This is a genomic window from Paenibacillus sp. W2I17 (genome assembly GCF_030815985.1).
GTDB lineage: Bacteria > Bacillota > Bacilli > Paenibacillales > Paenibacillaceae > Paenibacillus.
This window is the reverse complement of record NZ_JAUSXM010000001.1, coordinates 6,916,056-6,942,693: the sequence shown is the minus strand read 5'-3', so window position 1 is coordinate 6,942,693 and position 26,638 is coordinate 6,916,056. Positions and strand designations below refer to the sequence as shown.

General features: G+C 47.8%; 22 protein-coding genes and 1 pseudogene. 4 read left to right on the top strand and 19 right to left on the bottom strand.

What is annotated here, in order from left to right; translation table 11 throughout:
- Nucleotides 1-62: 62 nt before the first annotated feature.
- The 4 genes from QF041_RS30895 to QF041_RS30880 all read right to left on the bottom strand — a co-directional run bounded on the left by QF041_RS30895 (nt 63) and on the right by QF041_RS30880 (nt 5,987).
- Nucleotides 63-866 carry a response regulator transcription factor gene (locus QF041_RS30895; protein ID WP_307416816.1) on the bottom strand — a complete coding sequence of 268 codons (804 nt, stop codon included), beginning with the start codon at nt 864-866 and terminating at the stop codon, nt 63-65.
- A 237-nt stretch (nt 867-1,103) separates the two neighbouring features.
- The gene (locus QF041_RS30890) at nt 1,104-2,504 is read right to left on the bottom strand and encodes a glycosyltransferase family 2 protein (protein WP_174806433.1); all 1,401 of its coding nucleotides are present in this window, start codon (nt 2,502-2,504) and stop codon (nt 1,104-1,106) included.
- Nucleotides 2,505-2,526: 22 nt separating this feature from the next.
- Nucleotides 2,527-3,735, bottom strand: coding sequence for a HEAT repeat domain-containing protein (locus tag QF041_RS30885; RefSeq protein WP_091018251.1), 1,209 nt, complete (start codon nt 3,733-3,735; stop codon nt 2,527-2,529).
- A 26-nt stretch (nt 3,736-3,761) separates the two neighbouring features.
- Nucleotides 3,762-5,987 (bottom strand): hypothetical protein, encoded by a 2,226-nt coding sequence (locus QF041_RS30880; RefSeq protein ID WP_307416815.1) that lies wholly within the window; start codon nt 5,985-5,987, stop codon nt 3,762-3,764.
- Between the two features lie 856 nt (nt 5,988-6,843).
- Between QF041_RS30880 and QF041_RS30875 the strand changes: the two genes are divergently transcribed.
- Together QF041_RS30875 and QF041_RS30870 are read left to right on the top strand one after the other, a co-directional pair.
- Nucleotides 6,844-8,088, top strand: a complete 1,245-nt coding sequence (locus QF041_RS30875; RefSeq protein ID WP_307416814.1) for a DNA polymerase IV — start codon at nt 6,844-6,846, stop codon at nt 8,086-8,088.
- Nucleotides 8,085-8,426, top strand: coding sequence for a YolD-like family protein (locus QF041_RS30870; RefSeq protein WP_307416813.1), 342 nt, complete (start codon nt 8,085-8,087; stop codon nt 8,424-8,426). Before QF041_RS30875 ends, QF041_RS30870 begins: the two co-directional genes overlap by 4 nt.
- Nucleotides 8,427-8,637: 211 nt before the next feature.
- Here QF041_RS30870 and glsA read toward each other — a convergent pair whose 3' ends face one another.
- The 9 genes and pseudogenes from glsA to QF041_RS30825 all read right to left on the bottom strand — a co-directional run bounded on the left by glsA (nt 8,638) and on the right by QF041_RS30825 (nt 20,501).
- Nucleotides 8,638-9,579, bottom strand: a complete 942-nt coding sequence (gene glsA / locus QF041_RS30865) for a glutaminase A (RefSeq protein WP_036614565.1) — start codon at nt 9,577-9,579, stop codon at nt 8,638-8,640.
- 141 nt (nt 9,580-9,720) lie between these two features.
- Nucleotides 9,721-10,203 carry a GNAT family N-acetyltransferase gene (locus QF041_RS30860; RefSeq protein WP_047843670.1) on the bottom strand — a complete coding sequence of 161 codons (483 nt, stop codon included), beginning with the start codon at nt 10,201-10,203 and terminating at the stop codon, nt 9,721-9,723.
- Nucleotides 10,204-10,433: 230 nt separating this feature from the next.
- Nucleotides 10,434-11,720 (bottom strand): L-lactate MFS transporter, encoded by a 1,287-nt coding sequence (locus QF041_RS30855; RefSeq protein WP_307416812.1) that lies wholly within the window; start codon nt 11,718-11,720, stop codon nt 10,434-10,436.
- Between the two features lie 120 nt (nt 11,721-11,840).
- Complete coding sequence (locus QF041_RS30850) at nt 11,841-12,641, bottom strand: LytR/AlgR family response regulator transcription factor (protein WP_307416810.1); 801 nt, start codon at nt 12,639-12,641, stop codon at nt 11,841-11,843.
- Between the two features lie 10 nt (nt 12,642-12,651).
- Nucleotides 12,652-14,305, bottom strand: a pseudogene (locus tag QF041_RS30845) (LytS/YhcK type 5TM receptor domain-containing protein).
- Nucleotides 14,306-15,294: 989 nt separating this feature from the next.
- Nucleotides 15,295-15,582, bottom strand: coding sequence for a stage VI sporulation protein F (locus QF041_RS30840; RefSeq protein WP_036614589.1), 288 nt, complete (start codon nt 15,580-15,582; stop codon nt 15,295-15,297).
- A 115-nt stretch (nt 15,583-15,697) separates the two neighbouring features.
- Complete coding sequence (recG, locus tag QF041_RS30835; protein ID WP_307416809.1) at nt 15,698-17,743, bottom strand: ATP-dependent DNA helicase RecG; 2,046 nt, start codon at nt 17,741-17,743, stop codon at nt 15,698-15,700.
- A gap of 10 nt (nt 17,744-17,753) precedes the next feature.
- Nucleotides 17,754-18,617, bottom strand: coding sequence for a DegV family protein (locus QF041_RS30830; RefSeq protein ID WP_091028666.1), 864 nt, complete (start codon nt 18,615-18,617; stop codon nt 17,754-17,756).
- A gap of 72 nt (nt 18,618-18,689) precedes the next feature.
- Nucleotides 18,690-20,501: a DAK2 domain-containing protein gene (locus tag QF041_RS30825; RefSeq protein WP_221825302.1), complete on the bottom strand. Its 1,812-nt coding sequence runs from the start codon at nt 20,499-20,501 to the stop codon at nt 18,690-18,692.
- A gap of 211 nt (nt 20,502-20,712) precedes the next feature.
- Here QF041_RS30825 and QF041_RS30820 point away from each other — a divergent pair, with 211 nt between their 5' ends.
- Both QF041_RS30820 and rpmB read left to right on the top strand, forming a co-directional pair.
- Nucleotides 20,713-20,898, top strand: a complete 186-nt coding sequence (locus QF041_RS30820) for a hypothetical protein (protein WP_307416808.1) — start codon at nt 20,713-20,715, stop codon at nt 20,896-20,898.
- A gap of 239 nt (nt 20,899-21,137) precedes the next feature.
- A complete protein-coding gene (rpmB, locus tag QF041_RS30815) occupies nt 21,138-21,326 on the top strand; it encodes a 50S ribosomal protein L28 (protein ID WP_017687459.1) in 189 nt (62 codons plus the stop codon).
- A 194-nt stretch (nt 21,327-21,520) separates the two neighbouring features.
- On the opposite strand, the gene spoVM is transcribed toward rpmB, so the two are convergent.
- From spoVM to QF041_RS30785, 6 genes are all read right to left on the bottom strand, one after another.
- Nucleotides 21,521-21,601 (bottom strand): stage V sporulation protein SpoVM, encoded by an 81-nt coding sequence (gene spoVM, locus QF041_RS30810; protein ID WP_019424875.1) that lies wholly within the window; start codon nt 21,599-21,601, stop codon nt 21,521-21,523.
- A 167-nt stretch (nt 21,602-21,768) separates the two neighbouring features.
- Nucleotides 21,769-22,020 carry a hypothetical protein gene (locus QF041_RS30805; protein ID WP_076211372.1) on the bottom strand — a complete coding sequence of 84 codons (252 nt, stop codon included), beginning with the start codon at nt 22,018-22,020 and terminating at the stop codon, nt 21,769-21,771.
- Between the two features lie 3 nt (nt 22,021-22,023).
- Nucleotides 22,024-22,683: a ribulose-phosphate 3-epimerase gene (gene rpe / locus QF041_RS30800; protein ID WP_017687456.1), complete on the bottom strand. Its 660-nt coding sequence runs from the start codon at nt 22,681-22,683 to the stop codon at nt 22,024-22,026.
- Between the two features lies 1 nt (nt 22,684).
- Nucleotides 22,685-23,593: a ribosome small subunit-dependent GTPase A gene (gene rsgA, locus QF041_RS30795; RefSeq protein ID WP_076328024.1), complete on the bottom strand. Its 909-nt coding sequence runs from the start codon at nt 23,591-23,593 to the stop codon at nt 22,685-22,687.
- A gap of 61 nt (nt 23,594-23,654) precedes the next feature.
- Nucleotides 23,655-25,862, bottom strand: coding sequence for a Stk1 family PASTA domain-containing Ser/Thr kinase (pknB, locus tag QF041_RS30790; RefSeq protein WP_307416807.1), 2,208 nt, complete (start codon nt 25,860-25,862; stop codon nt 23,655-23,657).
- A complete protein-coding gene (locus QF041_RS30785; protein ID WP_036614606.1) occupies nt 25,859-26,635 on the bottom strand; it encodes a Stp1/IreP family PP2C-type Ser/Thr phosphatase in 777 nt (258 codons plus the stop codon). Before QF041_RS30785 ends, pknB begins: the two co-directional genes overlap by 4 nt.
- Nucleotides 26,636-26,638: the final 3 nt, after the last annotated feature.

Below are 26,638 nucleotides of genomic sequence, written 5' to 3'. Positions count from 1 at the left end.
ATTCATAGTGTAAAAAAGCTCTTACTTGGTACTTCACACAATCAGCTTATTTAAGCCGTCTTTTAATGCAGGCAGCGTCTGATTCGGGCATCCAGCTCTACAGGTGAGAACGGTTTGGTCATGTAATCATCCACGCCGCTGCGGAAGCATTGGCTGATCGTCTGCTCGACACGTTGCTCGGTCAACACGACAATTTTGGGCGGATGCTCCATCTCCAGGTTCTGAATATGATGGATGAACGGCAGACCGTCGATGCCATACAGATTCAGCTCGGTGAGCACCAGGTCTGGTGTGACTTTCTCGATCAATTCCAGTGCAGCCAGTCCATCGACGGCTTCATAGGTTTCGTAGCCCTGCATCTTCAACCGCAATTGCAGGAATTCGCGTACCGTAGGATCGTTGTCCACAATCAAAATTCGTTCCGGCTCGTCCGCCGTATTGTCCAGCGTGTAGATATGAATCTCCGACGAATCTACGAGCTTCGAGGACTCAGCCATATGCTGAATAGTTGCCTTCGAAGGGCGCTCCCCTTCCGGAAAACTGGCCAGTGTAATCTGTGGATCGGCACCGGGCACGGTCTCTTGCAGTTCATGCTTGATCCGAAGTCCTTCATAATGAACTTCATCCAGTGACAACCCTGGCAGCAGGACGGCAATCGCCTGAGTGGCACCATCCTTCCACACCTGGAATGCTGTCCCGCTCGTTTGCTCCAGATGTGTCCTGACCTGCTGCTCAGGTTGAGAGTTTCCTGCACAATGGATGAACATTAAGCCGCATGTTTCGGCACCCGTTTCCTTCAATCCCTGTTCTACACTTCGGTACACATTAACGGCAGCCTCACGCTGCAATGTCGCCGTATTTGGCATGTTCTTTTCCACCCTTCTCCTCGATTATCTATATAAGTCCCAAAAATGTTATTTACACTGACACTCCGATGACAGAACAACCTTTCGATCACTGTTATCCCCAGATTTTTTGATTCCTTTATACAAGGGGAAATCCGGGGATAAAGGTGCACGCTTCGCTTCTTCAGGCTTTTTCTGCCCTCTCCGTTATCGTGTAAATGTCTAGTTGGACATATAATTGCTTTGATTATTCTTTACTTAAGCGGCTTCGCTTGTTTTCTTCTCATCCTCGGACCAGCTTTGACGTGTCATGGTACCCCATGAGTTGTTGTTTTGCATGAACTGCACATGTCCCTGCAATCTCCACAGTACGCCGAGCTGATGGTAACCCACGAATTTCAGCGCGGAGTAGACCAGCATTTTGACCAGATCGGAGAGTTTGTTGTAACGTTTGAATGCAATCTCCTCCAGGACAAGTGCGCCCACACTCAGCAGGTAACCACTCACGAAGTTCAGCAGTCCGAACAGAACCAGAATCGGCCATTGCGTCATATCCAGAAGGACATATCCAGCGAGAGCCAGAAGTCCGGTAATCCGGAAATACGGGTTCAGCGCTTCAAAAAGGACGTTATATGGCATGGTCACCATACCCATAACCTTATATTTCGGATTGAACAACATGCCGCGATTCTCGATCATGTTCTTCAGATTCCCGCGGCCCCAGCGCTTGCGCTGACTGGACAAGATCCGGTAGGAATCCGGTGCCTGCGTCCAGCACACCGCCTCAGGGCAGAAGGCAATGCGATACTTCAATTTGTTCTCCAGCATGTAACGGTGAAGCTTGATGATGATGTTCATGTCTTCCCCAGGATAACCATCCCGGTATCCACCAACGGCGATTACAGCGTCCTTACGGAACATGCCGAAGGCACCGGAGACAATGATCAGACCGTTCATGTGACTCCAGCCAATCCGTCCGCCCAGGAAGGCTTTGAGATATTCAATCGACTGGAACATGGGCCAGATTTTGCGTGGCAGCGATACATCTTGCACTGCCCCGTTTTCAATTTTGCAGCCATTGGCGATTCTTACATCTCCACCGATAGCTACCGTCTCTTCCGGATTCTCCATATACATGCGTGCCATGCGGATCAGGGCATCCTTCTCCAGCAACGAATCGGCATCGATGGAAGAGATCAACGGATAATGGGACAGGTTGATCCCGGCATTGAGGGAATCGGCCTTACCGCCGTTTTCCTTGTCAATGACATACAGATCCGGGAACTCCGGGTTATGATAGATCCCACGAATTTTCTGACAGGCGATCTTGCCCCGAATCTTCGTATTGGGTACTGGCTTCAGCCGATATTCCTCCAACAGGATATTCAGCGTGGCATCACTGGAGCCATCATTCACAACAATGACTTCATACGTTGGATAATTCAGCGTCATCAGGCAGTTCACATTTTCAATAATCGTCAGTTCCTCGTTGTATGCCGGTACCAGCAGAGAAACGGAAGGCACCAGTTCCGAGCCTGACAATGTATTGTATTTGGAATAATGCGACCGCCGGAAGATCGTCCAGATGTTACGGAACGATAAGGCCAAAATGGAAAAGTAGAGCGTATTTACAAAAACAACATAGTAGATTGCGACCATGCCGTAGATTAATAGTAGATCCCTAAGCAGTGTAATCCCCTCCTACCGTAGCGACACCTGTGCGCTTCTTGCTGGTTCTGTTCTCTCGGACAGGGCCAAAATAGCGATCGTACAGCAGTCTTTTTTTGTTATGTGCAATCATCTGCTCTACAGCTCTGTCATCGGTTCTCGTATGCTGCATGGTACTCTCAATCTGCTGCATCGCAATCTCGCGCTCAGCAACTGTACCTTGCACCGCAGCCTGACACAGCGCTTCGAATCCCGGTTCACCGAGCTTGCTCAGACTCTCCGCACTGTTATAGCGAACTCTCCAGTCCTCATCCCGCAGCGCTTTGCGCAGCAATGGAATACTGCCAGATGCATGCTTGGAACCAAGCGCTTGTACCACTTCGGCGCGAACTTCCGGATCGGGATCCTGGATCAGCTTCAGAATTGTCTCATCCCGGAGCGCCGGACTTGCGCTAAGATACAGCTTCACTGCTTCAGCACGTACATCCTGATGTTCTGCGCCTACCAGTCTGTCGAGTGCAGGCATCACTTCAGGTACAGCCTGCCCCCACATGGCAACCAGTCCGACTTTGACAAAATCAGGATTCCGGTCTTCCAGCAATTCGATTAGAATTCTGCTCGTATCCAGACTCGTTTCGAGCAGAATATCTGCTGCCAGATGGTGAATGGACTTACCTTTGGTTAACAGCAACGCCAGCATGTCTTTCAGTTCACCTTGCCGAGTCGTACATCTGGAGATGGAACGACCAATCATAATGGCCATCGGGCCCGGTTTCTCATCCTTCAGCAATTCCATCAAACCCGGAACGGCTTCGGGACAACGCATGCCGCCCAAGCGATACGCTGCATCGATCTGGCGACCGTAACGCAGACGGCCCAGTTCCTTCAGATCATGCTCTACGAATCCTGCTTCGCGGCAGAGTGCGATTAATTTGTCGCGATACTCACCCTTGAACTGGTCGATCCATTCAATCAGCCTGTCCTGAATGACTCTGCGTTCCAGCGGAGCCAGCTTGCCTGGTGGCAATTTGAGTGGACTATTCTCGGTCAAGGCTGTTTGCAGATAGGTGAAGTAGTCACGCTGCTTCAATTCATAAAACGCCGTCTTGCGTCGTTTGCCATTGTGGGACATTTTCATGGCAAACAATACGATGACGCCTACAACAACAAGTGCGATACAGATGTACAAAAACAGATAGGCCAAAGCCAAACTTGGAAACATGTGAAAAGGTCCTCCTTTATACTCATTTATTCGATCTGAAAACTAGGAATTTTTCCATAACTCTTCTTCATTTTTTCGTAGCTTAGCTTCAGGCGTTCACTATACTGCACCTGCTCCCAAGGCTGCCAGCTATATACCGGCAATGTCTTCAGATCCAGGGTCGTCTGTTCACCCCCAGGCCAAGATACTTTCTTCGTGGCGCGGTCCGTTAACCACGGAATGAGTGCAACGCCTTCCACAGCAACTGTAGAGAACTCACGTCCATTCTTGAGCGGTCCATAGTCGATCGCTTGCAGCGAACTCGGATCACCGAATCCGAGCAGCATCCAGGGAATTCGCATCTCCACCTGATTGCCGTTATACTGCCATGCCGTTAATGAATCCGTATCGGGCTGACCGGGAGCCGTCGTTCCCCGCTTCAATGTTCCGACCTTTTCATTCATGAATGGATGAGCAGATCGGGTATCCGGCGGTGTCATTCTCAGGCTGACTGCCAGATTCCATGGATGGAACGGATCTGCGGAGTCTGACTGCTGATCTGGTAGCATGTCGTATCCATCCTTGCCATACAGACGCTGATTAAAGTCATAATCCTTGGCGATCTCCACCTGAGATTCTTCATCCTGCCCCAGTGTAATCACCGTCTCAAGACCATCACTGAGCGTCCGGCCCGGTAGTAACTTGTCAGGCTGACTGCCTCCAGCAAGTGTATCGGTCCCAATTCGCAGCACTGTCTTAGCCGGGTCAAACGGTTGATCCAAGGTCAGCCCAATATACAGATAGGCTTCATCATGGGTCATCTTCATTTCCTGAATGCCGTCCACTTGGCCCTGCCAGGTCGTGACCTCTTCATCCTTCAGATCATCCCAGTCATCCAGTGATCCGTCGATGGTCAACTGTTCCTGTTTACCGGGGTCCATGGCAAGCAGGCCAAACATCTTCTCGTTTGTCAGTACGTTCAGCCAATATGCACGGCGATCAGCCGGGATTTCCAGTGGCATCGTGTTCCATGTTTTTTTGAACCACTCATCCTGCCACATGAACACAATTGCTCCCGAGTACCCTTCATCATAGATATCCTGCGTCAATGACGCGTCAATATCTCCCTGCTCCACCTCGCTATGTCCACCCTGATTCCGTCCTCCCATACCCAGATGGGAAATACCAAGAGAAGAAGGTACGCCATACTCTGTAATCATTACAGGCATATCGGAAAACTCGGCTTTCAGCTTGCGCAGATAACTTTTGTACGTGTTGTATTCACCGTTCTCATCCTTGATGGTTTGGAGTGTTTTATCGATATGGAACAGATCCGGGTAATACGGGTACACATGGTAGGCTGCAAAATAACCTCCCTGCCACGCCTCCGGCTGAATATGTCGGGCATCCACACTGACGAGATCCTCTTCATACAGCGGCTCGCCGGGATGATCCAGCACATCGGTGGTTACCCAGTTGGTGAAGGTCATCGGATGTTCCCATCCATACTTCTTCTCCAGGACCGCCGTATGATCCAGCAGCTCTGCGAGCCAGTTCTCGAACGGTGACGCTTCTGGACTCGCCGAGAAATGAACTCCCTTGTACTGCGGCACGTCCGCATGTTTTGCGTTTGTGTTGTCTACCATCGCCGGGTCCCATTCCGTCCCTACATGCCAGGCCATCAGGTATTTTCCTGCATTCGTTTTGTATTTGCCGCTAGACTCTCCCTGCTTGGCAGGAATGTCCGCATCGCCATAGACAGCAGATACGGCCTTTTCAATCTCCTGCTTGAACGTCTGCTCAATATGCGCCGCATAGGCATCCTGTTTCTCAATTAACTCTTCTTCAGGTGACCATATGCCCTGTATAAAATATAACGGTTGCTCCCGGCCGCGGTTATATTCGACTAATGCAGAGTAGAAAATCGGTTCGTGAACCGTGTATACCCGGATTACATTGGCTCCCAGATCCTCGATCTGCTGGAACCACCGCAAGTAATCCTCTTTGGTCAGCGGGAATTCTCCCGGGTAATGCCCCGGTGAAGTTGCGCCCAGGTTGACACCTTTGACGAACATCTCCCTCCACGTTCCATCTGGCCCGTATTCCATGAACCGGTCTCCATCGGTCTTGAATTTCATCTCCGTGCCGTTCTCCGCTGTGTACGTAACGAGCTTGGGTTGCATATAGTGCCACCCGGCAAATATCCCGCCAGTCACCACCACTGCTCCTGTCAACACCGTTAATAACCAGCGTCTTCGTCTTTGTCTGCTCATGTCTTTAGATTGCTCACCTCTCTATTATGCATCCTGCTTCAACACCGAATGGTCCAACATGAAGCATAGGAATCATTCCGCTTCGGATGTCCGCTTGGTAGAGATGTCAGCGGTGTAGTTCTCACTATAGCGCTAAGACTCTGCATTTGTAACTAGGCTGATGGAAGCAAACATGAAATGGAACATTCTGCCCATGATTCGTAAAAAGGTCCATCAACTACCACTCGGAAGCCTCTGGGATACCTCTGATTCCCAAACACTAATATTTGCTCGAATTGCATGGATTAGATGCCTGCTGATCTTGCACTTCTGGAACCTTTATTGTTATGTGCAACGCGGGTACAGGCATCGTTTTCCGTTTGAACACATACCCCATTAAACGCGAGTCATATGTTAAAGTTGCGGACCTTTTTACAGTATTAACCATAAAGATTACAAAATTGATACTATAGTCCGATAACGCATCAGCGATATTCCGCGTCACATCAAGGTTTTCTGAAAAATGCAGAAAACCAAAAAAGGACGTCAGTCCCCCTCTATAGGACTGTACCCATTTATAAACCTTTTACAAAAACCTAAATGAACGCCTGGTCATCACCCAGAGGTCACAGATCTCTCACATTAAATGTAAAAAAGCACATCTTATTTCCTAATTTCTGCCTCTAATATAGCTAATCCATAATTGTGTCCAATTTGCAAAATAATTCCGGTTGCCGCATTTCGAATTGTCAGATATGCTTATAAAACAAGAACACTTGTTCCATACTGTAAATAAACTGTTAATTATCGATGTTCAAATGAAGATAATGGATGCTTAACAGAAGAGCTTAGCATCACGGATAAGGAGAGAAGTCTTATGCCCCGCCAAGACAGACGTGTCATCATGCTGGCAGACTGCCAGTCATTCTATGCCAGTGTGGAGAAGTCTGCACATCCCGAATACAAGGACCGCCCCCTCGTTGTTGCGGGAGATCCGGCGCGCCGTTCGGGTATTATTCTTGCGGCCTGTCCACTCGCCAAGTCCTATGGAATTACGACAGCAGAACGACTGGGCGAAGCGCTCGCCAAATGTCCGGATGTTGTGGTTGTTCGCCCCCGGATGGCCGAATACATTCGGGTGTCCCTTCATATTACGCGTATCCTTCAGTCTTACACCGATCTGGTGGAACCCTATAGTATTGATGAACAGTTCCTCGATGTCACCGGAAGCCTGGATCTGTTCGGCAGCCCCGAGACGATTGCGCGCAGCATTCAATCGAGGGTGATGGATGAGACGGGTGTGTACATTCGAATCGGCATCAGTGATACCAAGGTCGTTAGCAAGATGGCCTGTGATCTATATGCCAAAAAAGTCCCTAGTGGCATCTGCACGCTGCCTCGCAAAGATCTGCCTTCAACCATCTGGGAGAAGCCTGTGCGAGACATGTTCATGGTAGGTTCCCGCATGGCGCAGCATCTCTACAAGATGGGCGTGCATACGATCGGTGATCTGGCCCAGACCCCACTGTCCCGACTGAGAGAACGTTGGGGTGTGAATGGCGAGGTACTGTGGCGTATCGCCCGCGGTATTGATGATTCCCCGGTCAAACCTGGGACGTATTCTCATCAGCAGCAGGGAATTGGACATCAGATGACGCTGCCCCGGGACTATGACTCCTGGGAAGATATCAAAGTGGTACTGCTTGAACTGGCGGAACTCGTCAGTCGACGTTCCCGGGACAAATCGCTCATGGGCCATGTAGTCTCGGTTGGTTGTCGCGGACAGGATTATGATCGGCCAACCGGTTTCTCCCGCCAGATGAAGGTGAATGAACCCACCAACATTACGGATGAAGTATACGATGCGGCAGCAGCTCTGTTCCTGCGCCATTGGGACGGATTACCCATCCGCCGCATCAGCGTGTCATTGACCGGACTTGTACCCGATTCTGAAGTGCAGCTGTCCTGGTTCGATGATCGTGAACGTAAAAGAGAATTGGAACGTGCCACGGATGATATCAAGCGCAGGTACGGAGAAACCGCCATCATGCGGGCATCCTCCCTCTGCTCGTCCGCGCAAGCCCATGAACGTTCTCATAAAATTGGAGGTCATTATAAATGAGTAAAAAATTGCAGCAAAACGGTATCTTCGAGTCCTCACGCATGATGCTCCCCGAACACCGGGAAGCCTACATTCTTCATCAGGAACAACTTGCTCCTCGTACCCGCCCATCCCTGGATGCCCAGGCCGCGGAAGAAATGTCCCGTTTGCTCAGCAACTCGATGATGCTTGGAGATATCGTTACCATTACGTTGTTTCACGAACATGACGATATCCGTTACACGGGGCAGGTGCTTCGGCTGGACCGTCCTGCCCGGACCCTCAGACTACTGATGGAAGATGGGTCCCGGGATATTCAGATGAACCTCATTACAGATGTGGCCCTATCCGATGACTGAAGGGAGATATACCCACCCCGATGTTGTGGATATTCCATGATAGATGCAGCATACCCGTTGCCATGCAGGACTGTCTTCCTACACTTCCAGGTGAATACCCAAAGTAGCCGACGAGACATATCCAGACCATTCACTTCGTTCTAAAGAAGCAAAATATCAGATACGTGATTCATCGGCTACATATAAGGGTATGACTTTTTTCGAAAACTTTTTAGAAAAAGCTCCAGTCGAATTCCTTGGACAGACGCTCGAGCAGATGCACGCCGGCAATGCTATTGCCTTTGCGATTCAGAGCCGGGCCCACAAGACCAATGCCGAATTGTCCCGGTACAAGGGTCAGAATTCCACCGGATACTCCACTTTTGGCGGGCAATCCAACCTCGATGGCAAATTCGCCTGATGCATTATACATACCACAGGTGGTCATGAAGGTTTTGGCAATCTGAACATAGCGACGAGGGATGAGTTCTTCTCCCGTAATTGGATCTGTTCCATTATAGGCCAGAACGAGTGACATTCGAGACAGATCTGCACACGTCACTTCAATGGAGCAATGACGGAAATACACGGCAAGCACGTCCTCAACGTCATCCTTAATGACCCCGTTGTGCTTCAAAAAGTAGCCAAGTGAACGATTCATATGACCACTCTCCGATTCGGACTGGAATACCTCTTCGTTATAGCCCAGCTGATCATTATTCGCCAGTTTGCGGAAAAACTCCAGAATGCGGCGTGATTTCTCTTCCTTACAGTCTCCTCCAACAAGCGAGGACACCGTAATCGCACCCGCATTGATTAATGGATTAAACGGAATACCGGGTTCGACTAGTTCAAGCTTGATCATCGAATCGTAATCGTCGCCTGTGGGTTCTTTTCCTACATTAAAGAAGACTGCTTCTTCACCATGGTCCATTAAGGCCAGAATAAGGGTAAATACTTTGGAGATACTTTGCATCGTAAATGGGACACCGCAATCCCCTGCCGACACATAGTTCCCTTCGGCGTCCATGATATGTATACCAAGCTCATCCTGAGAGGCTTTGACAAGCTCCGGGATATAAGAAGCCACCTTACCCTGCCCTGTGTGCAGACGACTGGTCTCCAGCCACTCCGGCAGCAATGCATTCAGACGTTCCATGGTTGAATTGCTCATATGTCATCTCCTCCACATCTCTATATAAGAAAGCATCTTGCATGAAATGTGCATGGTGAACCCATGTACATGATGATAATGAGTTCTAGCCCTCTCATGCAAGATGCCCTATGTTATCTGATTACCCTCAGAACAGTTCCTTTACCGCTTCATTTGAAGATTCAACTCCAAAATCTCGCCGGGAAGACCATCGTAATCGCCTGTCCAGGTGGATACAAAGTTCTGTCTGGTCAAGATCCGGCGGGAAGCAGCGTTACCCGGATCGATAACTGCATAGAGTGATCCAATCCCCGCAGCTTGTGCCTGAATAATCAACCGTGACGCTATGGATGTGCCTTGACCTTTGCCCCAATGTTCAGGCAGGATCATGTAACCTATCTCAGCCTTGGTCGGGTCCTCCTGATCCGGAATCAATTTGGCATACGCCACACCGGCACCATCTTCACTATATACTCGGTAATGTCCGCAAGTGGAACGCTCATTAAACTCCAGCATGGACTCAAATTGCGTTCTCGCCTCTTGCTCAGGTATTGCACGTTCTGTAATCTGTTTCATTACTTCCATATTGGAAACCAATGCATAATAATCATCAAAATCAGGTTGTGTGTATTTAATGAACTTCATGATATGCCTCCTCTGGGGTACATAACTTATCTTGGTCTTGTTGAATTCACCTAGAGTATAACAGATGCGAATGATGGAATGCACACAAGGCACCACGCTTGCAGGCAGCCAGATGGTCCGATAGGTCAACAAGTTAGCAATCTGACAACTGTAGATACCAAAAAGCGGCCTCATCTGGAGACCGCTTTGTTTACTTTATTTTTAATTTGCTTTTTAAGATGGGATTGTTGTTAGCTTGCCCGTGATGAAGGGTTAAGGTTCATCTGTTTTTCACGTTGACGTGCACGACGACCTTCACCTGGAGGGGTAATGATCAGTGCGAGCAACAGCGAGACAGCGCAGAGTACAGCAATCACAATGAAGGTTAGATGGAATCCGCCCAGCAGGGCGCTGATGAATGATCCAGCCAAAGCACCAAATCCAAATCCCTGATAGATCACACCATAGTTTTTGCTCTGATTTTTCAATCCGAAGTAATCGGCCACAATCGCCGGGAATACCGTAATGTTACCGCCAAAGCAGAATGCAACGGCCGCCACACAGGCGAAGAAGATCCCGAAGGTCAGTGGAACCAGACTAAGTGTCATGACAGCTACGGCTGTAACCAGCAGCGCACCAGCGATGACTTTCATTCGTCCTACTTTATCCGACAGCGCACCGAGAATAATACGTCCTGCCGTGTTAAAGATTGCAACCATGGCCACTGCGTTTGCAGCTGTAGCTACATCAAGACCTGCGAGCTGTACACCGATATCTTTGACAATACCGATCAGATACAAACCGCTCATACACGCCGTGAAGAAAATAACAAACAGCATGTACGCTTCTTTTGTACGCAGCATCTCTTTCACCGTGTAGTCATGACGTGCCACGACTTGTTTGGATCCTTCCTTGCTTGCCGGAGCCTGTTCACGAACAACCGCTTCGCGGATCAGGAATGATCCCGCAACAACCAGAACCAGAACGATAATGCCCCAGTACATAAATGCCTGAGCAGGACCAACGGCACCAATCAATGCCGAATTCACATATTTGAACAATAAACTACCGGTACCAAAAGCTCCGACCGAGATCCCCGAGATCAGACCTTTACGCTCCGGGAACCATTTGATCAGATTAGACAGCGACGTAATATACGCCGTACCGTCTGCAAAACCAACGACAAATCCAGCCAAAATGTACAGCAGTGTTAGCGAAGTAACTTGGGAACTCAGAATAAGACCCAGTCCAAGTACAACCCCGGCTACACGGATCAGGCGCTGAAGACCCCAACGTTCCTGCAACCGTCCTGCAAACAATGTAGCAAAAGCCAAAGCAAAACTGGTAATTGAAAAAGTTATCGCGACCGAGCTGACGTCCCATCCGAAACGATCAGACAACGGTTGATTAAATAAACTCCAAGTATAGATGGTTCCAAGACCCATTTGTACAATGATGGTCCCCAAAACAATAAGCCAGCGGTTCATTTTTGTAGGTGTAAATGTTGATGTAGGTGCTGATGAAATTGCTGCTTTCATCGTGATCTCCCCTTTGCCGATGTCATATACATGAATGCGTTCACAAGCTAATCATACATGAAAGGGGATTCACTACACCGTTTTGAGCATGAGTTGCATCAGATGCGGAATGAAATGCTTCTAGATGCGCATGAGTTGCCTGAATTCTTTGACCTTACCGCGACTTACAGGTACTTCAGCCTCCAGATCGCGCAGGCGGAGCAGATACGTATTGTTGAACCAAGGTACAATTTCACGGATCTGCGACAGATTTACGACGTACGAACGGTGGCAGCGAAAGAACGTGTCCTGTGGCAGTCGGCTGTGAAAATCCGATATGCTCACTGGCATGGTGAACTCACCATTTTTGGTATATACCTTCGTCACCTTCTCTTGCGCTTCCGCATAGTAGATGTCTGCCGTATCCGTAACAATAATATTGTCATTCCGCAGCAGATTAATTCTTCTGTCCGTATGGGAATTCGTATCTCGTTCTCGTAACAGATCTCCCTGTGCAGCAGATCCGTCCACCATAGTAACTGGTCCATCCTCAACATGTTGCTCCACCGGCGTATGATCACGCTTGAAAGCCATCTCCAGCTTATGGAGCATCGCAGCGATTCGCTTCTCGTCATACGGCTTCAGAATATAATCAAACGCCTCCAACTCAAAGGCTTCTGCTGCATGTTCCTTATACGCCGTAGTAAATACAATGTAGGGTTTCGTTGCAAACTTCCCAATATGATGGGCCAGCATCATGCCGTCCAGCGAGGGAATATTGATATCGAGAAAAATAACATCTACTTCTTGTTCCTGCAAAAACTTTAGTACATCCAGCCCATCTTCAAGGCGATCCACCACTTCAATCCGACTATGTTCCTGGATTAAATAATTCAATTCCTCACTTGCCAGAATCTCGTCTTCCACAATAAGAGCTCTCATTGATCCATCATCACCTTGTTACGACATCTCCTTTGGGCACATCAAATAAAATATCGGTTCCTTGTTCCAGCCTTGTAATGGTTACACCTTGTCCATAGATAAGCTTAACCCGGCGATGTACATTATATAGCCCGATCTGGTTACCAGGCATACGGTCATGGTAAAACACGTTCAATTATATCTGCACTGATACCTGCACCTGTATCACTGACACTGATTCGCACAAACTCCGGATAATCCTGTACCCGAATTCGAACAGTCCCGGGTCCTTTGACCTTGAGAATGCCATGAATAATTGCATTTTCGACGAGCGGCTGGATGACAAGACTCGGAATATGCACCGCGACCTCATCAATCTCATAGATCACATTCAGTCGGCTGCCGAAGCGGGCTTTCTCAATTTCTACATAATTACGGACCTGCTCCAGTTCCTTATGAATATCAATTAACTCATCCGACAGCTCCAGATTGTAACGCATGTACCCGGATAGGTTCACAATCAGCTCTCGCGCTCGATCCGGTTTGGTTCGGATGGATGATGCAATCGCATTTAACGCATTAAACAGAAAATGAGGATGAATAGTTGTCTGTAACGCACGCAGCTCTGCTTTGTTGGCAGCAGCCTTGATCTCCTCTACCCGCGATACCTCCATCTGGGTTGAGATGATCTGCGACAGACCTACAGCCATCGTTTGTAATGGATACGTAATTTTGTACGCTTTGCGATAATAGATTTTGAGCGCACCTGTAATGTCTCCTCGTTCTTTGAGCGGAATGATTAACAGCGAGTGGATATCGGGTGTTTTTTCATCAATGACATCATTACTGATCGTAATCTCCCCGCTAGATATCGTCTTCTTGGTCATCTCACTTATAATTTCATTACCGATATGATATCGTTCCTCGCCAAATCCTACATAAGCCAGTACATTCCGGGTATCTGTAATTGCAACCGCATCGGCCTGAATATCCTCCTGAATAATCCGGCAAATTTTGCGCAGAGAATCCTCATCAATCGAACGGAAATACGGCAAGGTTTTGTTTGCAATCTCAAGCGCCAGCTTCGCCTGACGAGCTGCAATCATTTCCTTTTCCCCTTCAACACTCTGCACCAAGAGCACAATAAGCCCAATGTTGACTTCACCCAGAATCATAGGCAGCGCAATCTTCGAAACAATGTCGGCACCCAGTGGATCGGGATAGGAAAATAACAGGATTAATAACATCGTCAGCGCTTCACAGATCATTCCGGCACCAATACCGATAATCCATCGCTTGGGTTTGGGCGTGTACTTATGTATATATCCGGAGACCAGACCTGCCAGGATACTCGTGATTAGACACGGTATAGCTGTGACTCCATCCATATCAATCAAATACCGATGCACCCCGGAGACAATACCCGTAATAATACCCACAGGCGCTCCGAACAAAATACCACCCGATAACACGGCGATGATCCGCACGTTTACCAGTGAACCTTCAACATTAATGCCCGTATATGTCCCGAAGATGGCAAAAGCACAGAATAACAAGGTAACCGCAATAGACTCCTGCCACCTTAATTTCCCCTTTTGCAGAATCTGCCTAAACCTTGGCACCCTCGACAGAAAGAATAAAAATATAATCAACAGCGCCGCCCGTTCAAATAAACCCAGCAGCATCGTAAACATTTCCAATCGTACTTCCTCCACATCTGTTTGAAAAATAAAATGCATACCGACACAGCCACACCTTTTTAGAGTAAAATCCAGGACGTTAATCCACTCGTATGCTCGTATGCTCGTATGCTCGTATGCTCGTATGCTCGTATGCTCGTATGCTCGTATGCTCGTATGCTCGTATGCAACAGTTTACCGCTCCCCCCGGAGGAAAGCAAAGTCCATCCTGTGAAAATAAATCAACTATATTGCACCATTCACACCATAGTTCTTCCCTTAACTTCTATGAAAATCTGCGATTCCAGAAAAACCTATGTTATAATTAGTTGTCATGTTATTCCAATTATACAATGAAATTAATACAGAAAGGTGTTCATGCATGCTTGCCAATTCTACTCCTAGGTTTGCTTCTGCTTTTTAGTCTAATATGGCTTACCCTATATGTTGTCTCCAGACGATCCAATAATCCTGATCGGTCAACAAAGGTTGTACTGCAAATTATTTTGTTTATTTCAATCCTGACTTTAATTGTACAGGACTACATTTTAAAAGAAGATCCTTATAATAGCACTATAATTGTAGTTCTACTCATAACTTTAATATTCATCAGCTCTTTCCAAGATAAAAGTAAAAGTGCAGCGGATGAAAATACATAAACACAATTTAAAGCCCAACTAAAACCTTCTTCATCCCTACCTCCACCAAAAAAAGGGTGTTCCATTAGTCAGATGACTTAATGGAACACCCTTCTTTACATTACCACACCAACTTGAGTGTAATTTGGCTTTTCTAAAGTACTTTCGTTTACACAACAACGGAGAGGGCAGAACCAATCTGAAGAAGCGAAGCGTGCGCCTTTATCCCCGGATTTTACCCTTTAGAAAAGGGAATCAAAAAAATCCGGGGATAACAGCGATCGAAAGATGGTACTGCACTCGTAGTGCCCCCGTGTAAACAAAGCTCTTTAACCCACCCAACATGACATCAAATCCCTACCTAAACATCCCCCACAGCTTAATCAAATGAAACGTATTGTTCGGATCAATCTTCTGCGCGAGCACAAAAGCAACAAACTGCTCCTCCTGCGCCGGAGAGAAATTCTCATTCATAATGACAGCTGAAGACTTGACCAACCTTCTGACCTTGGCTTTATCTTGCAGATCAGACTTGGTTACGCCATCAATCAACTTTTTGATACGCTCTTTGACAGCGGGATTTTTCATCTTTAATTTGATCCGCTCCACCAGCTGCGGACTAATTCCATATTGTTGATAACCCAAAACGTATAGCACCTCCCATAAGAATGAACTCACTTCTTATTCATATGTCGGGAGGGCTTGTACACTTGTCTTTTTTTACAAAGGTAATACGAAAAAACCGTTATTATGGCAAGCTTTAGTCAATCAGATCACCCTTGAATACTTGCTGTTGCTGTAGGAAATCACGCAGAGGTGCATAGTCCATAGAGGTCCAGAAGGTCGCATCCTCAATTAAGTGGGTCACGTCATCTCTGGCTTGTTCCAGCACAGCAAAATCGGCAACCATATCGGCAAGACGGAACTCGGGCAATCCGCTCTGTTTGGTACCAAAGAAATCACCCGGACCCCGGAGATCCAGATCCCGACGAGATACCTCGAATCCATCCTCGGTTTCCGTCATGACCTTCATACGTTCTTGTCCAACCTCCGTCTTAGGATCAGCAATGAGTACACAATAGGAAGCATGCGCACCACGACCGACCCGACCACGAAGCTGATGCAGCTGGGAGAGACCGAAGCGGTCCGCGTCCATAATGACCATCAACGTGGCATTTGGCACATCGACCCCAACCTCCACAACGGTGGTGGAGACGAGCAACTGAATATCATTGCTGTAGAAGTCGCGCATCATCTCTTCTTTCTCCGCAGCCGTCATCCGGCCATGCAACAGACCTACACGATATTTTGGAAAGTTCTGCTGCATCTGCACATGCAGATCAATGGCATTCTGCACATCCAGCTTCTCCGACTCTTCAATGAGCGGACAGATCAGATAAGCCTGACGCCCCTGATCCACTTCTCTGGATATAAACCCAAGCACTCGCTCCATCATATCGTGTTTGACCCAATACGTAGAGATCGGAATCCGTCCTTTCGGACGCTCCGAGATCGTGGATACTTCAATATCCCCAAAAGCCGTAATCGCAAGTGTCCGTGGAATTGGCGTAGCCGTCATCGTCAACACATCTGGATTATATCCTTTGCGTCGTAAAACGCTGCGCTGATTCACACCGAAGCGATGCTGCTCGTCCGTCACCACAAGACCCAGATCACGGAAGAAAACATCTTCCTGAATCAGGGCGTGTGTACCCACCACGATATCAATCATGCCCATTTGCAACGAGGCGATCAGATCTTTACGTTTACGCCCATTTACACTGCCCGTTAACAGCCCTACAGTTACCCCAAACGGTTCAAACAGCTTTTGCAGTGAGCGCATATGCTGCTCCGCCAAAATCTCCGTAGGCACCATCAGAGCCCCTTGGAACCCAGATCGAACAGTCGTGTATAGTGCAATTGCCGCAATAACCGTTTTACCCGATCCTACATCACCCTGCAATAACCGATTCATTGCATAGGGCGAACGCATATCATGCAGAATTTCAAGCTCCACCTTTTTCTGAGCATCTGTTAATTCAAAAGGTAAACTGCGAACAAACTCACGAATTGTCGTATTGTCCGTGGTATGCACCACACCATCCATGCGATTCCGGTTGAGCGCACGATACGCCTGCATCTTCAACTGGAACAGAAACAGCTCTTCATACACCATCCGCTGTCTGGCCTGCTGACCTTCCCGGTTGTCCTGAGGACGATGGATTCCAGCAATCGCCTGTTTACGAGGCATCAAGCTGTATTTCTTCATCAAGGGCTGAGGCAGAATCTCAGGAATCATATCTCCGAATTGGATTAATCCCTGATTGATCGTTTTCCTCATCCATTGTTGCGTCAACTTGCCGGTTACCGAGTATACAGGTTGCAGTGTACCTGAACGCCCATCCCCTTTATCGGGGAACTCCGAGTCAGTGACCGTCATCTGCATACGTTTTTGTTCCCATTTCCCTGTGATCACAATCTCCCGATTGGGCGTAAGCTGCTCTTTGAGGAAATGGCGATTGAACCACGTTGCTGTAATCATCCACTCTTTCGTCATGATCTTACAGGTGAGACGGGACTTTTTACCGTATCGTTGTAATACAGGGATACCCATCACCTGTCCCTGGACCGTGATCTTGTCCCCATCCTTCACTTCACTAAGGGAACGCAGACGATAATCCTCGTAACGAAACGGATAGTACTCAAGCAGGTCTTTAACAGTAGAGATGCCAAAGGCGTGAAGCTCTCCCTCTTTGAGAGCACTCACGCCGTTAATTTGCTTAACTGATATTTCTTCCAATTTCATGTCTAATCCCTCATTCCGGAACAGGCCACATAAAGATCGCAATGACACCAGGTCCAACATGACTGCCTATTACAGCTCCAATATTGGTATAGATCACTTCATTCAGTGTAAAATGACCCCGCAGCTGCTCTGCACAAGCGATCGCTGATCCCGGGTCAGCGGTATGACCTACCGCCAGGTTAACCCGTTTGCCTGCAAGATCCTTCTGGAACAGCTCAATAATGCGTGCCATTGCTTTTTTATGACCTCTGACTTTCTCAACTGCGTAGATAACGCCTTCTTCATCAATAGACAGGATCGGCTTAATGTTAAGCAACGTTCCCAAAATGGCTGAAGCTTTGCCAATCCGACCGCCTTTTTGCAGATACTCAAGGGTATCCACGAGAAAGAACAATTTGCGAGATTGTTGCATCCCTTCAATGGCAGCAGTGATTTCGACTGCTGACTTGCCCTGTTCGGCAAGTTCAGCAGCCTGTACTACCATTAGACCGTATCCATACGATGCTGACTTCGAATCCAGCACGGTGATGTCACCCTCACGCTCCAGCAAAGACTTGCCAAGCATGGCCGATTGGTAGGTACCACTCATGCCGGATGACAGGTGGATCGATACAATCGGGCGTTCCGGGTTCTCATCAAGCAATGCTTGGTACACATTCATGAAGTCAGTTGGAGATGGCTGTGAAGTTGTAGGCAACACAGATACCTTCTTCAATTTTTCGTAGAACTGTTCAGAAGTCAGATCAATACCATCTGCATATGTTTCTTCACCGAAAAGAACACGCAGCGGAACAATGTGAATTCCGTATTTGCGAATGAGTTCTTCGGGAATATCTGCCGTACTGTCTGTTACTATCGCAACCTTGTGGCTCATGACTCTCCTCCTATTCGCTAGAGCGCTATAAGTGTTCAAAAAGTCAACTAGAGACTTTTTGAACAACCTTTATTAGGACTCTACGGAGAACAAATAATAATACACAGGCTGTCCTCCAAGATGTACCTCTACCTCAGCATCAGGATACTGTACTTCAAGCCATGCAGCGAGGGCAGCAGTAACCTCAGGGTCAGCTTCGTCCCCTTCAAGGATTGTCACCACTTCATCTCCACTCTCCATCATCTGTTTGAGCAGACCTTCACATGCTTGAAGCATGGTTTCATCCGTCGCTACAATTTTGGAGTTATGAATACCGATATAGTGCCCCGCCTTAATATCTAATTCATCGTATTGCGTATCACGAACCGCATGAGTCACTTGACCGGACTGTACCCGGCTAATGGCCTCCAACATTTGGTCACGGTTTGTTTCCGCAGACTCATCTTCCTGGAAAGCAAAAGCAGCAGCCATCCCCTGTGGAATGGTTTTGCTTGGAATAACCGTAATCCGGCGCTCATCTTCAAGCAATTCACGAGCCTGCTCCGCAGCCAGTACAATATTCGAGTTATTCGGGAGTATAAATACCTGCTCCGCAGCAATGGAACGAACGGCTTTTACAAAATCCTCAGTACTCGGATTCATCGTCTGTCCACCGGACAGAACCACATCAACGCCAAGACTTTGGAAAATCTCTGCAATACCGTCACCGGAGGATACCGCAATAAAACCATACGGTGCCATCTCATCTGCAGGAAGCACAGCCTCTTCCATACTGCGCGCTGCCTCAGGTGGAATCTCTGCAAACAATTCAGGTGATGGAGCAATGTCCATGCCTGCTGTGAGGAGATCCCGATGCTGTTCACGCATATTGAGAATATGAATCTGTGTAATCTCACCATAATGCAGCGCCAGGTTTAATACATCGCCTGGTGTCTTGGAATGGACATGAACTTTGATGACTTCATCATCGGCAATGATAATGATCGAATCTCCATTAACTGACAACGCTTTCCGGAATGCTTCGTCATCAAATGCCACTCCTGCGTTCTCTCCAAGCTCACGGTTAATGAAGAATTCCATATCATACAGGAATTCAATATCTTCCGTTTCCAGTCTCGCCTGAGCAGACAATGGCATCTCCGGTGCAATCACCTGCTGCTGTGCAGGCTTCTTGATATCCACTTCTGTTGGTGCAGCCGGTTTCAAAGCAGATGCTGCCACGGATGAGGTTACTTCTTTGTTCAGCGAAGTACGACTCCCTCCGTCACTTTGCAGCAATACTTCCATAAAGCCCTCGTAGATATATACAAGCCCCTGACCACCTGAATCCACAACACCAACCTGTTTCAGTACAGGCAGTAATTCCGGAGTCATTGCCAGTGCTTCTTTTGCTTTTAACAAAACTTCATTCATTAATTCAGTAATATCATTCGTCCGTCTTGCGTAGTAGTTGGCATGTTTCGCCGCTTCCTTGGCTACGGTAAGAATGGTCCCTTCAACGGGCTTTACGACTGCTTTGTAAGCTGCGTCAACACCGTTCTGCAGGGCTGCTGCAAATTGGAGCGTATTCAGTTCCTCATAGGGAGCAGCTGAACGACTAAAACCACGGAACAATTGCGACAGAATAACTCCTGAATTCCCCCGTGCGCCCATAAGCAGGCCTTTCGATAGAATACCGGCAGCTTCGCCGATGGAGGCAGAACTTTTTCTTTTAATCTCTGCAACTCCTGCACTCATTGTCAAATTCATGTTCGTTCCCGTGTCACCATCCGGCACAGGGAAAACATTCAGGGAATTGACGTGCTCTGCATGCTGTCCAAGTTGTTCCGCTCCGGCAAGTACCATTGCGGTGAAATCTGTTCCATTTAAAGAACGTATACTCAAGTGAGAATTCCCCTTCCTAGCTTGATACACGAACACCTTGCACCAAGATGTGTCTGGTCTGTTCATGCGCTAACGCGGACTGCGTTATTCTTCGTCCATACCTTGTCCGGCACAGGCATACAATACAACATGTCAGCCGGATTAACGGTCTGGGCGGCCGGGCTACCAATATCCTGCACTCTCTGCACCCCTAACTTCGGGGCATACGGATATGCACCGTATCAAGAGCCGGCATGAATGCCGCATGGAGACTGGTGCCAATGATGGAATGCCGCAGCTCACAGCGTTGCCAAAAAGCAGACCACCGACCTCTAAGTACGGTATATTCTCCGACTTCCTCGCGGCAACAGCCTGTTCACCACTGTATTATGGACTACTCAACATTGTACTATATTAGACAGGAGAAATAAATAAAGTTTTTGGATCAGTTGACGAAGCTTTTTTAATTATGATATTATATTCAAGTATTGTTTTATGCAGGTTAAGTAATGGAAATGATCCGGTTCATGCCGGCTTAAACAACGCCATTAGCTACTGAAACCTGATCTTTATGATCAGGAAGAACAATTTAGTCCTTATGGAATGACTTTTCGTTTCTGAAGGCAACTGGTTATTTTAGGATAGGAGGTGTAATCTATGTCTCGCAAATGTTATGTGACAGGTAAGAAACCGGGCACCGGTAACCACGTATCCCACGCTAACAACCGTAACCGTCGTACTTGGGGCGTAAACGTTCAGAAGGTCCGCATTCTCGTTGACGGCAAACCAAAACGTGTATACGTAAGCACCCGTGCACTGAAAGCCGGTAAAGTGACTCGCGTATAATCACGCAAAGCTACTATAAATCGGGTAAGCAAAAAGCACCTTGTTCCTTGCAGGTGCTTTTTTGGTATTCAAAAAAGGGATTCTTGAATACGCTCATTAACATGTGAATGGCCGCCGCATGGCGCTTCGCAGGTACGAATTCCAGATAAGCCTGAGCCAAAGCGGCGGTATTCCCTGTTACCTTATCAATCGAATCAGTTCTTTTGAAACGTATTAAGTATCGCCTTTACAAACCCTCCCAAAAACTTCGGCAGTTTGAATGTGTAAAATTTCATAATTCACCCTCCCCATCATGCTCATGCGTCCGCCGTATCCTATGCTTCAGGCCTTCTTTACCTCAAACACGACAAAAAAGGCTACATGAGAAACCTGCTCATGTAACCATATTTATGCGGAACCTTCGATCCCTATTCCACAATGACAAGCCCGAAGATCAGTTCATTTACGTTTGGGAAGGAATATATTGATAGACGGCGATCATGAAAACACTCAGTACATAATACAGTATGCTGAATATGACAAAAGTAACCCGATGTCCGGTACGATCAAATTTGCGGAAATACATAATAACAACGCCTACCCCGATTAATGACGTAATGGCATTAAACGGGGATTGAATAACCGCAAACAAAGCAAGCACAAGTCCCGTCACGAGACTCGCAGCCATCGTCCACAGTGTCTCCTTGAGGGTCATAGATCAGCCTCCGTAGCTACGGCGAATTTCAGTAATCGCTGCAGCGCGATCCTCACGTCCAAATACGGCACTCCCGGCAACGAGCACATCTGCTCCAGCTTCCACTACAAGTGGAGCTGTATCGGCTGCTATCCCGCCATCTACTTCGATATGTACATCATGGCGTCCCTTTTCGTTCAACCAGGTACGAATCTGCTTGATTTTGTTCATGGTACCCGAGATAAATGCCTGTCCGCCAAAGCCCGGATTGACCGTCATTACAAGAACCATGTCCACATCATCCAGAACTTCAAGAATGGCAGACGCTGGCGTTCCTGGATTAAGGGCAACTCCTGCCTTCACTCCTTGCTCCTTAATTAGATGAATAACCCGGTGCAAATGCACACAAGCCTCAGCATGAACGGTAATTACTGCTGCACCAGCTTTGGCAAATTCCTCAACATAACGCTCCGGATTCTCAATCATCAAATGCACATCGAGCGGCAAGCTTGTATGTGGAGCGATCGCCTTCACAATCGCAGGTCCAAGTGTAATATTAGGGACGAAATGACCGTCCATAACGTCAACATGAATCCAGTCTCCTCCTGCAGCTTGAGCTTCTGCAACTTCCGCACCAAGACGGGCAAAATCAGCTGATAATATCGATGGGGCAATTTTAATCATGTTAATACCTCCGCTTCTTATCTTTCATTTCATTCAGGAACAGCACATAGTGCTGATATCGGCTTTCGGAGATCAGACCTTCCTCCTTGGCCGCAAGCACACGACAGCCCGGTTCATGTGTATGGGTACAACCTCGGAATTTGCACTGATCTGCAAACTGGGCGAATTCCCGGAAACAAGTGGAGAGTTCCTCCACACCAATCTCCAAAAAGTCCAGTTGGCTGAATCCTGGCGTATCCGCAACAAATCCACCATTATCCAACGGAATAAGCTCCACGTGCCTGGTGGTATGTTTCCCTCGTCCTAGACGCATGCTGATCGCATTTGTCTCCAGCGTCAGGCCCGGCATCAATGCATTTAACATCGAAGACTTGCCTACACCGGATTGTCCGGAGAATACGCTGATCTTACCAGCCAGACGGTCTCTGAGCAATTCACTGCCTTCACCGGTACGTGAACTTGTGGAGATCACTTCATAACCAACCTGTTCATACAATGCTTTCACTTCAGCAACAGTGTCTTTGGCTGGATCAGCCAAATCCAGTTTGGTCAACACAATGAGTGCATCCAGCCCCGCCTGCTCGATGTGAACAAGGAACTTGTCCAACAGGTTCAGGTTCATATCCGGTTCCTTCACAGAGAACACGAGAACAGCCAAACTTACATTGGCTACAGGAGGACGGATAAGTTCCGTCTCACGCTTCCGAATTTCATCAACCGTTCCTTCTCCGTTCTCAGTCAACATGTAGCTGACGCGATCACCTACAAGCGGTGATGTTCCCCGCTTTCTGAAGATACCTCTGGCTCGACATTGAACGGCGGAACCTTCAACCGAAGGAACCCCGTTGTCTTCCACTGGCATGACATAATAGTAACCGCTTAGCGCTTTAACGATGATACCTTCTGGCATAGCTCCGTCGCCCTCCTTTAAATGGTGGTACATTTACTCCAGACGCCAGCATAAGCCGCCCTTATGGACGGCTTGATGCGTTAATGTCTTCCTTTTTCTTCTCTTTTTCCTTGCCGCCCTTACCATTATTCATGGCAGAAGTGTCCTCATCTACGCTCTCACCTTCACCGTCTGCCGGTGTGGACTCAGGTTCACCTTCCTGATTGGGATCAACACTTCCCTCATCAACGCTACCTTCACCTGGATCAGGCTCATTTTCTGGCGGCGTCTCAGTGCTTTGTTCCGGGTCAATGGAAGGTACATTCACTGTTCCGTTTTTGGCTTCACTGTAGGAGACAAGATACGTATCCAGGAACTGTCCATCACGATATACGGACACAGCCCCATTTTCATTTGGAGCGAGCACAAGTGGAATGGTCAAGGTCTGGGTTGAATTTACAGTGCGAGTTCCCCATTCCTGATTCTTGCCACGTGCGTCTTCATATGTGATACGGATTTTACTGTTTTTGCCCTCTTCTTTGGGTGAAACATTGATATTAAAAGGATACTCCAGCGCTTCGGGCGGATACCCTGTACTGATAAAGATTGTAATCTTATCGCCAGGACTCACATCGGCGCCCGCTTCCACAGGCCATTGCTGCGTCACTTTGCCCTGGTCCACCGTATAACTTGATTCTTCCTGCACCTGCGCAAGCACAAGTCCAGCAGATTTAAGTTTTTCTTCGGCTTCACTGCGGGTAAGATTTTTCAGATCAGGCATTTTGACCGTTTCAGTGCCTTTACTTACGGTTAACTCAATCTGAACTGTCTCTGGATCGAATTCCTCATTGACACCCGGTGTCTGGGAAATAACAGAACCTGAAGCCACATCATTGGAAAAGTCATCTTTCCGCTGAATCTGATCTTCCTTAATGCCAAGAGCAGTCAGCTTCTTGACAGCCTCATCATAAGTTTCTTGTTTGACATCAATCATCTTCACCAGTTCTTTTTCTGCACCAACACTGATCTGGACCTCGGATCCTTCTTTGACAACATCGCCTTCTTTTCTGCTCTGGTCAAAGACAATACCGGGTTCGATACCTTCCTGGTACAGACGGATGACCTCATCACTGACGACGAGTCCTTTCTCCTCAAGCATTTCCCGAGCCTTTTCTTCTGTCTGAGTGATCACGTTAGGCACCGTTACTTCAGGTACAACCAGCATACCCTTGACATACCATACAACGCCCACCATGGCGATTAGAATAAGCACGGTTAATGAAATGAGTAGAGCTGGCTTCTTCCAGCTCTTGGATTTTGCCTTACCCTTGCCAGTTTCTTCATCAGACTCCATCACAGGCACTGCACCCGTCGATGTAACTCCGCGAGGTTCAGGCTTGATCGCTGGCATAACGCGAGTCTGGTCTATATCATCCTCATCCGGAAAATCAATCTTCGTTTCATTACGTCTCTCCGGCATCAGGCAAGTTTCCAGATCGGTCTGCATTTCTTTGGCCGACTGATAACGTTCCTGCGGATTCTTACGCATGGATTTTAAGATGACATTTTCCACACTTTGCGGAATCAATGGATTGAATTTGCGTGGTTCATCGAACTCTTCCTGCAAATGCTTCAATGCCACACTGATTGGACTTTCACCCAGAAACGGAAGTTGCCCGGTAAGCATTTGGTAAAGTACGATCCCAAGAGAATATAAGTCCGATTTTTCACCAGTAACGATGCCTTTGGCATGCTCCGGTGAGAAGTAATGTACAGAACCAACTACGGAACCGGTCTGCGTAATCGTTGTAGATGTAACCGCACGGGCAATCCCGAAATCCGTTACTTTCACACGGCCATTCCGGCCAATTAATATATTGTGGGGTTTGATATCCCGATGAATGATTTGATTATGATGTGCATGATCAAGAGCATCTGCAATCTGGGAAGCGATTCGCACCGATTCGTCTACCTGAAGAGGGGCACGTTCTTTGATAATTTCATTCAGGTTTTTGCCTTCCACGTACTCCATGACAATATAATGAACGTCATCTTCCTGCCCCACGTCATAAATGCTAACTACATTCGGATGAGACAGCGATGCTGCCGACTGTGCTTCCCTTCGGAAACGGCGAATAAACTCTTCGTCATGCACAAACTGTTGTCTAAGAACCTTGATCGCTACATTCCGGTTCAACAGAAGATCCTGGGCTTTGTACACAAGAGCCATGCCGCCACCGCCGACACGCTCAATCACTTCATAGCGTCCGCCTAGTTGGTGCCCAATCATGACTCACACCCCGTTTCCGTATCCACGGAACCTTCCCTCTGCAACTCGAACAAGGCAACCGTGATGTTGTCGTCTCCCCCAGCAAGTAAAGCCAACTGAAGCAGTCGGTCTGCACGATCTTCCAATGCCAGCTCCAGATTGCCGGCAACCTGAATAATCTGCTCATTGCTGACCAGGTTACTGAGACCATCACTGCACAGGAGAAGAACTTCGCCTTCCTCCAGCTTGACGGTATCCAGATCTACCTTCACCTCGGCATCTGTTCCAAGCGCACGAGTTAGTACGTTGCGACGTGGATGATGGGACACATCCTCTTTGCTAATCTGACCATTTTTGAACAATTCATTCACCAGTGTATGGTCCTCAGTTAGCTGGATTACAGCTTTGTTCGCAATTTTGTAGGCTCTGCTATCACCGATGTGTCCAATAACACCTTCCGTATCGTTCAATAAAGCCGCAACCACCGTTGTTCCCATGTTGTGATACTTGTCATCTGTGGATGCCGTGCGGAAGATAACTTCGTTGGCATGCAAAATAGCATCGCTGAGAGCCGCAGACAGAGACGCATGTGACAGACCTGGTTCCAGTGTTCCCAGATCTTTCACCAACGTCTCTACTGCCAAGCGGCTTGCCGTATCCCCTGCAAGATGTCCACCCATGCCATCGGCAACAATACCCAGAATATATCCTGTATCGAGATTACGAATCCAGGCTGAATCTTCATTCACCGAACGCACTCGTCCGATATGGCTCACATGAACTGTTTTGATCAAAAC